The organism is Nonomuraea typhae (assembly GCF_009760925.1).
Classification (GTDB): domain Bacteria; phylum Actinomycetota; class Actinomycetes; order Streptosporangiales; family Streptosporangiaceae; genus Nonomuraea; species Nonomuraea typhae.
Genome location: NZ_VRLV01000013.1, coordinates 202,391 through 215,078, shown reverse-complemented (window position 1 = coordinate 215,078; position 12,688 = coordinate 202,391). Strand labels below are relative to the sequence as shown.

General features: G+C 70.7%; 8 protein-coding genes. 3 read left to right on the top strand and 5 right to left on the bottom strand.

Annotated features, from left to right (window positions below; genetic code table 11):
• Position 1: 1 nt before the first annotated feature.
• The 4 genes from FVE25_RS38675 to FVE25_RS38660 all read right to left on the bottom strand — a co-directional run bounded on the left by FVE25_RS38675 (position 2) and on the right by FVE25_RS38660 (position 7,152).
• Positions 2-1,792, bottom strand: coding sequence for a S8 family serine peptidase (locus tag FVE25_RS38675; RefSeq protein ID WP_157252460.1), 1,791 nt, complete (start codon positions 1,790-1,792; stop codon positions 2-4).
• Between the two features lie 79 nt (positions 1,793-1,871).
• A complete protein-coding gene (locus FVE25_RS38670; protein WP_181019859.1) occupies positions 1,872-3,056 on the bottom strand; it encodes a helix-turn-helix transcriptional regulator in 1,185 nt (394 codons plus the stop codon).
• Positions 3,057-3,121: 65 nt separating this feature from the next.
• Complete coding sequence (locus FVE25_RS38665; RefSeq protein WP_157252458.1) at positions 3,122-5,077, bottom strand: beta-propeller domain-containing protein; 1,956 nt, start codon at positions 5,075-5,077, stop codon at positions 3,122-3,124.
• A 32-nt stretch (positions 5,078-5,109) separates the two neighbouring features.
• Positions 5,110-7,152 carry a serine/threonine-protein kinase gene (locus FVE25_RS38660; protein WP_157252457.1) on the bottom strand — a complete coding sequence of 681 codons (2,043 nt, stop codon included), beginning with the start codon at positions 7,150-7,152 and terminating at the stop codon, positions 5,110-5,112.
• Positions 7,153-7,227: 75 nt separating this feature from the next.
• Between FVE25_RS38660 and FVE25_RS38655 the strand changes: the two genes are divergently transcribed.
• From FVE25_RS38655 to FVE25_RS38645, 3 genes are read left to right on the top strand one after another with little or no spacing between them, the layout of a single operon-like run.
• Positions 7,228-8,718 (top strand): succinic semialdehyde dehydrogenase, encoded by a 1,491-nt coding sequence (locus FVE25_RS38655; RefSeq protein WP_157252456.1) that lies wholly within the window; start codon positions 7,228-7,230, stop codon positions 8,716-8,718.
• Positions 8,715-10,397: an FAD-dependent oxidoreductase gene (locus FVE25_RS38650; RefSeq protein ID WP_157252455.1), complete on the top strand. Its 1,683-nt coding sequence runs from the start codon at positions 8,715-8,717 to the stop codon at positions 10,395-10,397. The genes FVE25_RS38655 and FVE25_RS38650 overlap by 4 nt, the downstream gene beginning before the upstream one ends.
• Before the next feature lie 6 nt (positions 10,398-10,403).
• On the top strand, positions 10,404-11,135 hold the full coding sequence (locus tag FVE25_RS38645; protein WP_157252454.1) for an MBL fold metallo-hydrolase: 732 nt from the start codon (positions 10,404-10,406) through the stop codon (positions 11,133-11,135).
• 1 nt (position 11,136) lies between these two features.
• On the opposite strand, the gene FVE25_RS38640 is transcribed toward FVE25_RS38645, so the two are convergent.
• Positions 11,137-12,627 (bottom strand): DUF885 family protein, encoded by a 1,491-nt coding sequence (locus FVE25_RS38640; protein WP_157252453.1) that lies wholly within the window; start codon positions 12,625-12,627, stop codon positions 11,137-11,139.
• Positions 12,628-12,688 lie beyond the last annotated feature (61 nt).

Below are 12,688 nucleotides of genomic sequence, written 5' to 3'. Positions count from 1 at the left end.
GTCAGGGTACGGTGACCGGCTTGGTGACCGAGCCGGTCGCGCCCTTGTCGTCGGTGACCGTGAGCTTCACGTTCCTGGCCCCGGCGGTGTTGTAGAAGTGGCGGACGGTGGCGCCGGTGCCGGTGGTGCCGTCGCCGAACTCCCACGCGTACGAGCTGATCGTGCCGTCGGGGTCGGAGCTGGCGGTGCCGTTGAAGTCGCACCAGCGGAAGATGAAGATCACCCGGCAGGTCTGGGTGAAGTCGGCGGTGGGCGGCTGGTTGGAGCCGGTGCCCACGGTGATGGACTTGGTCACGGTGCCGCTGGCGCCGCCGTTGTCGGTCACGGTCAGCTTCACCGAGTACGTGCCCGCGGCCGCGTAGGTGTGGCCGGCGTTGGCGCCGGTGCCGGTGCCGCCGTCACCGAAGTCCCAGGCGTAGGCGGTGATGCTGCCGTCCGGGTCGGAGGAGCCGCTGCCGTCGAAGCTGCAGCTCAGGCCGGAGCAGGTGTTGGTGTAGCCGGCGATCGGCGGCTGGTTGCCACCGGGTCCCGGCGGGTACTGGGTGGAGTCGTGCACGTCCAGGAGGGGTTCCTTGACGCCGTCCGTGGCGTCGTCGGTCCAGTTCTGGTTGCCGGTCGCGATGAGTTTCGCGCGTACGGCCAGCGCACCGGTCCGGTTCGTCGGCTTGTTGGCGCCGGAGGTGAGGATGCCCGCGGCGCCCGCGACGTGCGGGCTGGCCATCGAGGTGCCGCTGATGGTGTTGTAGCCGCCGTTCATCCACGTCGAGTAGATGCAGGTGCCCGGCGCGGTGATCTCGATCGTGGTGCCGAAGTTGGAGAACCAGGCGAGCGTGTCGTCGGTGTCGCGCGCCCCGTCGGTACGGCAGGGCACCAGGATGTTCGTCCCGCCCAGCCCGCCGGGCAGCCCGTCGAAGTCGGTCATCGCCGAGACGGTGACGACGTCGGCGTGGTTGGCCGGGAAGAAGGTGGAGGCGTTGGCGGTGCTGTTGCCGGCGGCCACGACGACCACGACGCCGGCGTTGGTGGCGTTCGTGATCGCGTTGCTGATCGCGCTGCTCGTGCAGCCGTTGCAGCCGAGGCTCATGTTGATGACCTCGATGGTGGAGGCGCGGGCGACGACCCAGTCGAGGCCGGCGGCGATGGCCGACAGCGTGCCGGAGCCGGCGGAGTTGAGCACCTTGACGCCCCAGATGCGGGCGCCGGGGGCGACGCCCACCGGGCCGATGGCGTTGTCGAGGGCGCCGACGGTGCCGGCGACGTGGGAGCCGTGGCCGTTGTCGTCGTCACCGGAGTTGTCCACGCATGCGCCGGTCTGGCAGTTGGCCCGACCGGCCACGTTGAGGTCGGGGTGGTCGAAGTCGACGCCGGTGTCGACCACGGCCACGTCCACGTTGATGCGGACGTCGTCGGTGCCGTCGATGTCGAGGTTGGGGTTGTTCGGGGCGAAGATGCGCTTCACTCCCGTGGGGACGGTCTGCGGGAAGGCGCTGACGACGGCGTCGGGTTCGACGCTCAGCACGTTCGGGCTCCTGCGCAGCGCCTTGGCCGCGGCCGGGGTGAGCTTGGCGGTGTATCCCTTGAAGGCGTGCTGGTAGACCCCGACCACCTCACCGCCGTACTGCCCGACCTGCTCGGCGGCGGCGGTCCTGGGCGCGGTCTTGAGGTGAGGGTTGAGCTCGACGATGTAGCTCTGGGTCTGCGCGGCGGCGGTGGTGGCGCTGACGGGCGCGGGCAAGGAGAGTAATGCGAGCGCGCCGACCAGCGATGCGAGCCATGGTGTGGATGTTCGCATGGTGTCCTCCTGATCGGGATCACACGAAACATGAGCCCAAATCAGACATTCCGCCATACGTGATGGCCACGTAATGTAACTACGTAGTGCTTCTGGGGAGTTGCCTGCGCGAGGTGAGACCGAGTTTGCGCAGGGCGTTGGCCACGTGCACCTCGACCGTCCGCGGCGACAGGAAAAGACTCTCGGCGATCTCCCGGTTCGTCAACCCCTGCGCGGCCAGTTTGATCACCTGCTCCTCGCGGGGCGAGACGGCGCCCTTGGGCTCGGCCGGCGTCTCCACCCTGCGGTGCAGCCGCCGCCGGATGCCGGGCGTGATCGAGTCGTAGACCGCCTGCCTGGCCAGCGGCTGGCGCAGGCCGTACCTTCCGGGGGCGGCCTGGTGCAGCAGGCCGCGCCGTACCGCCTCCGCCAGGCCGCGCTCGCCCTGCTCGGGCGGGACGCCCGCGACGGTGACCAGCGACCGCTCCGAGGCCGGCTGGTCGAGCACTGCCGCGGCCTGGACCATGCGCCGCGCCGCGACGGGCAGCGCCTCGATCTTCAGCAGGACGGCGTCGCGTACGGCCGGCGGCGTGCCGCACCCACGGCCTTCGGCCAGCATGCGGGCCAGTTCCTCGATGGCGAACGGCAGCCCGAGCGTGAGCGGCCACAGGTCGGGCGGATCGGTGAGCAGGTGCTTGGCCAGCAGCGCGGTCTCCTCGGCGTCCAGCGGCGCCAGGGAGATCTGGTCGTGGCGGATGTGCGGCGGCAGGTGCGAGCGGAGCGCGGCGACGGGGTAGCAGGTGTCCTCGGGCCGGTAGGTGAGCAGGAGGTTGACCCCGTCGGGCAGGCAGCGGGAGAGGAAGGCCAGCAGCTCGCGCGTGTCGGGATCGATCCAGTGCACGTCCTCGAGGACCAGGGTGACCGGGGCCAGCGACCCCAGAAGGGATAACACCGCCCGGAACAAACGATGCCGCTCGACCTGCGGATCCTGGACAGGAGGCGGGTCGAACGGCAACTGGTGGGCGAACTCCGGTAACAAGGGGCGTAAGGCGCCGGTGACCGGGTTGAGGCTGATGGGGAGCGTGGCGTTGCGCAGGGCTTCGACGATGGGGCCGAAGGGGAAGCGCATGGGGTGGCAGTTGCCGGCGAGCGTGGGCGTGGCCAGCTCGCGGAGCAGGCGTGTCTTGCCCACGCCCGCTTCGCCGTCGATCAGGACGACCGCAGGTGGGCGGGCGAGCAGGGTCGTCAGGTGAAGTAGTTCGCGCTCCCGTCCCACAAAAGGCATCCGCACCCCCAACATCACGGTGTCAGTGGATTTTTCACCATTAGTTGGGGGCTGTCCAGATCTGGCTAGGTCAACGGAATCCAGGACTTGCTGTCCAGCGAGGCCATGTCGTTCACCTGGACGCCTTCGTAGGAGAAGGTCCAGAGTTCGTCACCGATCACCATCGAGCGCTGGATGCCGGGCTGGTAGGCGTAGTCCTTCTGCTGCTGCTTCGGGTGCTTGACCATGCCCACCTGAGTGACGCCGTTCTGGTCCACCTTCATGACCATCGCGCCGGACTTGCCCTCCTGGTAGCCGGTCACCGGGATCACGGTCAGGCCGGTCTTGGGCCAGTACAGGAAGGCGTGCGGGTCCCACTCGGCCTCGGAGCCGGTGTCCTTCTGGAACATCTGCGACAGGCGGCGCGGCGCCGCCGGGTCGCTGACGTCGAACAACGACAGCTGGGTGCCGAGCGTGCGGCCCTTGTCGCTGGCCTCCTGGCCCACGCCGATGAGCCGGCCGTCGCCCGCCGGATGCAGGTACGCCGAGTAGCCGGTGATCTTCAGCTCGCCGGTCACCTTCGGCGCGGCCGGGTCGCGCAGGTCGAGCGTGTAGAGCGGGTCCACCTGGCGGAAGGTCACCACGTAGCCGATCGGGCCGATGAAGCGCACGGAGTAGATGCGCTCGCCCTTGCCCAGGCCGCCGGCCTCGCCGACCTTCTGCAGGGAGTCGGCCTTGAGCACGTAGACGCTGCTGGAGCTGGTCTTCTGGTCGGCCAGCGTGGTGGCCACGCGCAGGTTGCCCTCGAACTCCGACAGCGAGTACTGGTTCAGCAGCCGGCCCGGCACCTTGCCGGAGGCCACGTAGCGGGGGGCGCCGGCCTGGGAGACGTCGAAGCGGTGCAGCTCGGTCTCCTCCGGCGGGATCACCGGCTTCGAGGGACTGGGGGTCGGGTCGGCCGGCCTGGTCGGGTCCACCGGCGCCTGCTCAGAAGAAGTGGGCGCGTCGTCGATCATCACCGGCTCGATCGGCCACCACCAGCGCGGGTTGCTGGCCACGTACAACGCCTGGCCGGTGCCGTACACGGTGTCGCCGTCGGCCGCCAGGCTGATCGGGTCCGTCCCGGCCGAGGTCAGCCCCTGGGCCAGGTCGAGCGAGTGCACGGTCAGCAGCGAGGTGCCGGTGTACTCGGCCGGGTGGCTGACCCGCTCGCAGGCCACCGCGTCCTTCTTGACGGTCCCGTCCGCGCCGGTGATCTCGATCTTGGGCAGCCAGGCGTCGGCGGGCGCCTGCCGTACCACCTCTTGGTTGATCTTCTTGAGCTGCTCCTCGCCGATCTGGTCCTTCGGCTGGGGGAACTTGATGTCGGGCTGGCTCCGGGTGACGATGCGCACGGTCGAGCCGACCATGCGGGCGTCCACGTGCTCGCCCTGGGGGCGCACGGTGCCGATCACCTTGGGCTCGCCGGCGAGGTCCACGAGGATGTAGGAAGTGGTCATCTGCGGGGCGAAGCTCTTGTACATCGGCATGGCGCCGCGGAAGACGACCAGGGCGCGGTCGCCGGAGACGAGCAGGTCGGCGCCGCCCATGTAGCCGCCGTCGCGGCCCTTCTTCTCGATCAGGTCGAGCTTGGCGGTGACCTTCTTGGTCGCGGTGTCGATGACGCGCAGCGTGCCGTTGGTGACGGTGAAGACGCGGTTGCCGTCGGTCTTGACCAGGTCGGGCTCGTCCACGCCGGCCTCGTGCACGTTGGTCGTCGAGTGCTCGGGCGCGGCCTTGCCGGTGGCGGCGGTGTCGGACTGCAACATCTCGCGGGCGGCGAACGGCTGGATCCCGCCGCCGAACCCCCAGGGGCCGACGTTCTCCGCCGCCTTCTGGCGCAGCCCGGCGAGCATGTCGTCGCAGCTGGAGTAGGCGACCAGGCGCACGTCCTTGCTCAGGTCCAGCTTCCCGGGCACGGGAGCCTGGGCTGAGGAGGTGCAGGCGGCGGCGGCCGTCGCGAGTGCTGCGGCGGTCAGCGCCGTGCGGATCAGCGTCTTCATGCCCTCCATGACGGATGGCCGGTCGGAGTGGTTCAGGACCCTCTGGAGGGATTGAGGGTGAATGCCGGGCTGAACTCCACGCCGTCCCCGACGTCGAGCAGTTTCCGGATGAGCTGGCCGTCGAAGCCCACCACCTGGATCTCGTCGAGCGGCGCGTCGTCCTGTTCCCAGCAGAACAGGTGCTTGGTGTCCCACCAGCCGAGCACCTTGTCGCAGGCGGAGGTGAACGTGCGCACCTGCTTGCCGGTCTCGGCGTCCCACAGGCAGTGGTCGCCGTCCTCACCGCCCGGGCAGATGGTCACGAAGGTGCTGCCGTCGGGGGAGAAGACGTCCTGCATGCCCGAGGGCAGCTTGCCCACCTCGGGGGCGTCGCGCACGGCCTTGCCCGACGGGCCGAAGAAGCGCAGGCCCGCGTCCTTGCCGTAGACGGAGATCACCCCCTTCTCCTGGCCGTCCCAGCCGAAGCCCGACTCCCGGACCTGCTCGTCGGCGACGTAGGCGATCCTGGCCTTGCCGCTCTCGACGTCGACGACGGCGAAGCCCTGGTAACGCCACTTGCCGCCGACCTTCTTCTCCAGGTTGAGCAGGATCCGCTTGCTGTCGCGCGACCAGCTCGCGATGCTGCTGATCTCGGGCTTGCGCACGGTCTTGATCGTCGTCCTGCCGCCGCCGGACCGCTCGTGGATGATGATGTAGTCGTAGCCGTCGTCGGTGTACTCCTGGCCGCGGCTGGCCATCATGGTGCCGTCGGGAGACAACATGGTCTCCTCGTTGTTCGGGTAGCGCCGGAAGTCGCCGTCGAGGCCGTCCCTGGCGTAGTCGTCCCAGTTCTTGGCCTTCTTGGCGTAGACCTCGTAGCTGGTCAGCGTGACCTGGTCGTCGGGGCGCTCGTACAGCGAGATGGCGCCGCCGGGGAGCTTCTTGCGGCTGATCTCGTTCGTGCGCGGGGCCTTCGACGAGCGTTCCGCGGACCTCGGCGCCGCCGTGGGGCTCGCCTGGGCGCCGGTCCGTTGCTGCTGCCACGGTACGGCCAGCGCCACGCCGCCCAGCAGCAGGAGCGCGACGCCCACGGAGATGCCGATGAGCAGCGGCCCACGCCTGCGCCGGGGCGGCGGCTGGTTGGTCATCGGCGTGTGCGGTGGCGGCCAGCCGTGCCCGGCGCCGCTGGGCGGCGCCCATCCCTGCCCGGTGACCGGGGTGGGCGGCGGCGCCGTACGAACTCCCGCGGCGGCGGCTCCCTGGGCGAGCATGCCGCCCGCCGAGGGCACCGGGTGCTGCAGCAGGCGCATCATCGCCTGCTCGGCGGTGGGCCGCAGCGCCGGGTCCTTCTGCAGGCAGGCGGTGACCACCTCGCGCAGCGCGCCGTCCAGCGTGCCGAGGTCGGGCGGCTGGTTGAGGACCCGGTTGATGACCGCGGGCATGGTGTCGCTGCCGAACGGGGCCCGGCCGGTGGCCGCGTAGACCATCGTGGCGCCCCAGGAGAACATGTCCGCCGAGGGCCCGACCTGGTGGCCCATGAACTGCTCGGGCGGCATGTAGGACGGCGTGCCGACGGCCATGCTGGTCAGCGTCGAGGTGGCGTTGAGCGCGCGGGCGATGCCGAAGTCGATCACGCGTGGCCCGTCGGAGCCGATGATCACGTTGGCGGGTTTGAGGTCGCGGTGGACGATCCCGGCCTGGTGGATGGCGGCCAGCGCGGTGGCGGTGCCGATGGCCAGGCGGTGCAGCGCCGATCCGGTGCGTGGCCCCTGCTCCTGGACGATCCGGTGGAGGGTGGGGCCGTCGATGAACTCGCTGACGATGTAGGGCCGTTCGTGCTCGACGCCCTTGGCCAGGACGGCGGCGGTGCAGAACGGCGCCACCTGCTCGGCGACCTGGACCTCGCGCATGAACCGCTCGATGCTGACCTTGTCGCCGGCCAGTTCGGCGCGCAGCCACTTGACGGCGACGTGCGTCCCGGCGGGGTCGTTGGCGAGATAGACGACGCCCTGCCCGCCCTCGCCCAGCCTGCCGAGCAACCGGTACGGCCCCAGCCCTTCCGGATCTCCTGGTCTGAGCGGCGAGAAAGACGGCATGGGTAAAATTCTGGCCTCTTATTGCGATAAAGAACAAAACTACCGGCCAGTAGCTCCACGGAATATCATTCGGTCATGCATGCGACCCGGCAGATCACCGCCCCCTTCACCGGCGAGCCGATCGCCGACCTGGCCATCTCCGACAGCGACCACGTGCGCGCCGCCTACGAGAAGGCGAGACAGGCGCAGGAGTCCTGGGCGGCGGTGCCGCCCGCCGAGCGGGCCCGGCCCTTCCTGCGCCTGCACGACGAGATCCTCAACCGTCGCGACGAGATCCTCGACATCGTGCAGAACGAGACCGGCAAGGCCAGGAAGCACGCCTTCGAAGAGGTGCTCGACGTGGCCGGCTGCGCCCTGTACTACGCCCGCCGGGCCGCCCGCCTGCTCGCGCCCAAGGGCCGCAAGGGGATCTTCCCCTTGGCCACCCAGGTCACCGAGGTACGCCAGCCCAAAGGCGTCGTCGCCCTGATCACCCCGTGGAACTACCCCCTGTCGCTGGGCGTGACCGACGCGGCGCCCGCGCTGCTGGCCGGCAACGCGCTCGTGCACAAGCCCGACACCCAGACCGCGCTGTCGACCATGTGGACCGTGGACCTGCTGGCCGAGCTGGGCATGCCGCGCGAGATCTGGCAGGTGGTCGTCGGCGACCCGGAGGACATCGGCGACGCGCTGCTCGACGGCGCCGACTACGTGGCCTTCACCGGCTCCACCCGGGGCGGCCGCAAGATCGCCGAAGAGGCGGCCAAGCGGCTCATCGGCTGCTCCCTCGAGCTCGGCGGCAAGAACCCGATGATCGTGCTGGACGACGCCGACCTCGACGTGGCCGCCCACGGCGCCGTCCGGGCCGCCTTCACCAACGCCGGCCAGCTCTGCCTGTCCATCGAGCGGCTCTACGTGCACGAGTCGCGCTTCGACGACTTCGCCGAGCGCTTCGCCAAGCAGGCCAGGAACCTGAAGCTCGGCGCCGGCTTCGACTGGTCGGTGCAGATGGGCTCGCTCACCTCGCGGCGCCAGCTCGACGCGGTCAGCGCGCACGTGGACGACGCCGTCGCCAAGGGCGCCACCGTGCTGACCGGCGGCAAGGCCCGCCCCGACCTGGGCCCGTTCTTCTACGAGCCGACGATCCTCACCGGCGTCACCGAGACCATGGACCTGTGCCGCAACGAGACGTTCGGCCCGGTCGTCGCCCTGTACCCCTACGCCACCGACGAGCAGGCCATCGCCTTGGCCAACGACACCGTCTACGGCCTCAACGCCTCCGTCTGGACCCGCGACCCCGCCCGCGGCCGGGCCGTGGCCACCCGGCTCCGAGCCGGGACGGTCAACGTCAACGAGGGGTACGCCGCCGCCTACGCCTCCTACGACGCGCCCATGGGCGGCATGAAGTCCTCCGGCCTCGGCCGCAGGCACGGCGCCGAGGGCCTGCTGCGCTACACCGAGGTGCAGACCGTCGCCTCCCAGAGCACCCTGCTGGGCTTCGAGGCGCCCTTCGGCCTGGCCAACGACACCTGGGCCGAGGTCATGGCCGCCGCGCTCAAGACCATGCGGAGGCTGCGCCTCACATGAGCGACTTCGACGTCCTGGTCATCGGCTCCGGCTTCGGCGGCAGCGTCAGCGCGCTGCGCCTGACCGAGAAGGGGTACGAGGTCGGCGTCCTGGAGGCCGGGCGCCGCTTCGGCCGGGCCACCCTGCCCAGGACGTCCTGGCGGGCGCGCGACTTCCTGTGGGCGCCCTGGCTCGGGCTCAAGGGCATCCAGCGCATCCACGTGCTCGGCGGCGACCGCGGCACCCGGGTGATGGTGCTGGCCGGGGCAGGGGTGGGCGGCGGCTCGCTGGTGTACGCCAACACCCTCTACGAGCCGCTCGACCCGTTCTTCGCCGATCCCCAGTGGTCGGCGATCACCGACTGGAAGGCCGAGCTCGCGCCCCACTACGACCAGGCCAAACGCATGCTCGGTGCGGTGACGAACCCGACCGCCACCCGCGCCGACGAGATCATGAAGAAGGTCGCCGACCGGATGGGCGTGGGCGAGACCTTCCGCCTGGCCCCGGTGGGCGTCTACTTCGGCGCCGACGGCGTGGACCCCTACTTCGGCGGCGCGGGCCCGAGCCGCAACGGCTGCATCGAATGCGGCGAGTGCATGACCGGCTGCCGCCACGGCGCCAAGAACATGCTCACCGAGAACTACCTGTTCCTGGCCGAGAAGGCCGGCGCCCGCGTCTACCCGGAGTGCACGGTCACCTCCATCCGTCCCCGCCCTTCAGGCGGTTACGCGGTGGAGGTCCGCAAGACGGGTTCGGTACGGCGGCGCCGTACCTTCACCGCCCGGCAGGTGATCTTCGCGGCCGGCACCTACGGCACCCAGCGGCTGCTGCACAAACTCCGCGACACCGGGACTCTCCCCCGCATCTCACCCCGGCTGGGCGTCCTGACCAGAACGAACTCCGAGGCCCTCCTCGGCTTCGAACGCCTGGAGACGCACGGCGAGAAGCTCAACGGCGGCGTGGCGATCACCTCCTCGATCCACCCCGACGCCGAGACCCACATCGAGCCGGTGCGCTACGGCAACGGCTCCAACGCCATGGCCCTGCTGCGCACGCTGCTCATCGACGGCGGCCAGAACCGGTGGCGCGCCTTCGGCCGCGAACTGGCCGCCCAGCCGTTGAAGGCGCTGCGCCTGCTCAACCTGCGCCGCTGGTCGGAGCGCACCCTCATCGCCCTGGTCATGCAGGCCAAGGACAACTCGATCACGGTCACGCGCACCCGCTGGGGCCTGCGCGCGGCGCCCGGGCACGGCGCGCCCAACCCGACGTGGATCCCCGCCGGCCACGAGGCGGTACGGCACGCGGCCGAGGAGATCGGCGGCATGCCGGGCGGCTCCTGGCTGGACCTGTTCGACATCCCGGCGACCGCGCACTTCCTGGGCGGCTGCGCGATCGGCCCCTCGGCGGAGGAAGGCGTCATCGACGCCTACCACCGGGTCCACGGCTACGCGGGCCTGCACGTGATCGACGGCTCCGCCATATCCGCCAACCCCGGCGTGAACCCGTCGCTCACGATCACCGCGCAGGCCGAGCGGGCGATCTCGCTCTGGCCCAACGCCGGTGACGAGGATCCCCGCCCCCCGCTGGGTATGCCCTATGTACGGCTGGCGCCCGTCGCGCCGCGGAGTCCGGTGGTTCCGGACACAGCGCCTGCCGCGTTGCGTCTCTACGGAATATCACCGAGACCGGAAGGGTCATAAGAGACCATGCGCATCCGATACGTGAGCGGTCCGACGGCGATCCTGGAACTCGGCGGGCTGCGGCTTCTGACCGACCCGACCTTCGACGAGCCGGGTCACTACCCGGTCGGCAGCGGGCTGACCAAGACGTCCGGCCCCGGCGTGGCCCTGGACGAGATCGGGCCGATCGACGCCGTCCTGCTCTCCCACGACCAGCACCCCGACAACCTCGACACCTCCGGGCGGGAGATGCTGGCCTCGGTCCCGCTGGTGCTGTCCACGCAGAGCGCGGCCGATCGCATCGGCGTGCGGGCGCTGCCCAACTGGGCCGAGACCGAGCTGGGCCCGCTGACGATCACCGGTGTCCCCGCCGTGCACGGGCCGCCCGGCACCGAGCACCTGGTCGGCGAGGTCACCGGGTTCGTGCTGCGCGGTGACGGCCTGCCCACGGTCTACGTCAGCGGCGACAACGCCTCGCTCGACGTCGTCAGGGAGATCGCCGGCCGGATCGGCCAGGTGGACGTGGCACTGCTGTTCGCCGGCGCCGCGCGGACGCCGCTGATCCCCGGCGCCGACCTCACGCTCAACAGCCGCGACGCCGCCGAGGCCGCCCGCATCCTGGGCGCCGGGCACGTGGTGCCGCTGCACTTCGAGCACTGGACCCACTTCACCCAGGGCCGTGAGACGCTGGCCGAGCCGTTCGCCGAGCACGGCAGCGTCCACGTGCTCACGCCCGGCGAGCACGTGGACGTCGGCTGAGCTACAGGATCGTGTGGAGCAGGCCCAGCGGCGGGGAGCCGAGGTCGAGCATGGCCTTGTGGAAGCGCTGCAGCGTGAAGCCGGAGCCCCACTCCTTGCGCGCCCGCTCACGCAGATCCATGATCATCAACTTGCCCCACGTGTAGCGCCCATAGGTGGGGTCGATGGTGGCCCGGCGGGCCTCCGACAGGGCGCCGGGACCGGAGAGGTGGGTGTCGGCCGCGAAGCGGCGGGCGCCCTCCTCGACCGTCATCTGCCCGGTGTGCACGCCGATCGCGCAGGCCAGCCGGGTCACCCGCAGCAGCGCCTCCAGCCAGACGCCGATCTCGAAGCGCGGGTCGCCGGCCTCGAAGCCCTCCTCGACGCAGAGCTCCTCGGCGTAGTGGGCCCAGCCCTCGATGAACGACACCGACTGCAGCAGCCTGCGCACGTCCCCGTTCACGTGGCGCAGCGCCCGCCCGTGGGAGAAGTGGCCGGGCGCGACCTCGTGCACGTTGATCGCGGGCAGCGTGGTGTCGCTGAAGATCTCCAGCCACTCCTCCTGCTCCTCGATCGGCCACGAGGGGTCGGGCGGGGTGATGTGGTACCACGAGGGACCCTCGGGCTCGCCCGGGGCGTTCCAGCTCAGCATCGCCATCGCCCAGCGGCGAGACTCGGGGGCCAGGCCGACCAGGCACTCGCCGTCGTGGTAGGGCACCAGGTCCTTCTCACGGGTGAACGCGATGGCCTTCTCCGTGCCGACCCTGGCGGCCTCCAGCACCCCGTCGGCGTCGGGATGCTGCTTGACCAGCTCCCGCGCCACGTCCAGCGGCCGGCCCGGGCGGCCCAGCTTGGCCACGGCCTCGGCCAGCAGCGCGGACAGGCGGTCGCGTTCGGCGTCGGCGCGCTCGGCCAGCCGGCCGAGATCGACCTCGAGACCTTCTCCGGCGCCCATGAGCCTGGCCAGCGCCGGGCCGCCCAGCGAGGCGTCGGGGTCGCCGACCGCGGCGGCCCGCTCGATGTGGGCGACCAGCAGCCGGTGGGCCTCCAGGGCGCCGGGGTCGTGCACGCCCGCGGCCAGGCCCTTGGCCGCCTGGGCGACCGTGGCCGCCGTCGGGGCGCTGACCTGGTCGAGCGCGGCGATCGCGTGCCGCACGGCCTCGGGCCAGAGCTTCAGGTGCGCGGCCTTGGCGGCGGCCCGTTCCTCCGCGGGCGCGTAGTCGCGGTCGTAGCAGGCGAGATCCAGGTTGGACAGGTGGAACAACGGGTTGCGGCGGTACAGCTCCAGCTCGCCGAACTGCACGCGCAGCCCGGCCTCGAAGACCGTCAGGTGGTCGGCGTCGTAGGGGTCGGCGGGCGGAGTTCCCTCGCCCAGACGGGACAGGCCGGATCGAACGCCTTCGGGGGAGAGGTCCTGGATGCGGCCGTCGTATTCGTGGCGGCCGCCGTATTCGCGGGCCTCGGCCACGTTCAGATCGATGACGGCACGGATCCTGGCATCGAGTTCGTTCATGGGCCCGACGCTATCTTGCCAGCGCGGGCAGGCGATGTTATCAACCGCTTATACGTATAAC

What these genes read in the sequence shown, in the direction of transcription:
- FVE25_RS38675 (WP_157252460.1), bottom strand. Translation starts at nt 1,792, where the DNA reads ATGCGAACATCCACACCATGGCTCGCATCGCTGGTCGGCGCGCTCGCA.
- FVE25_RS38670 (WP_181019859.1), bottom strand. Translation starts at nt 3,056, where the DNA reads ATGCCTTTTGTGGGACGGGAGCGCGAACTACTTCACCTGACGACCCTG.
- FVE25_RS38665 (WP_157252458.1), bottom strand. Translation starts at nt 5,077, where the DNA reads ATGAAGACGCTGATCCGCACGGCGCTGACCGCCGCAGCACTCGCGACG.
- FVE25_RS38660 (WP_157252457.1), bottom strand. Translation starts at nt 7,152, where the DNA reads ATGCCGTCTTTCTCGCCGCTCAGACCAGGAGATCCGGAAGGGCTGGGG.
- FVE25_RS38655 (WP_157252456.1), top strand. Translation starts at nt 7,228, where the DNA reads ATGCATGCGACCCGGCAGATCACCGCCCCCTTCACCGGCGAGCCGATC.
- FVE25_RS38650 (WP_157252455.1), top strand. Translation starts at nt 8,715, where the DNA reads ATGAGCGACTTCGACGTCCTGGTCATCGGCTCCGGCTTCGGCGGCAGC.
- FVE25_RS38645 (WP_157252454.1), top strand. Translation starts at nt 10,404, where the DNA reads ATGCGCATCCGATACGTGAGCGGTCCGACGGCGATCCTGGAACTCGGC.
- FVE25_RS38640 (WP_157252453.1), bottom strand. Translation starts at nt 12,627, where the DNA reads ATGAACGAACTCGATGCCAGGATCCGTGCCGTCATCGATCTGAACGTG.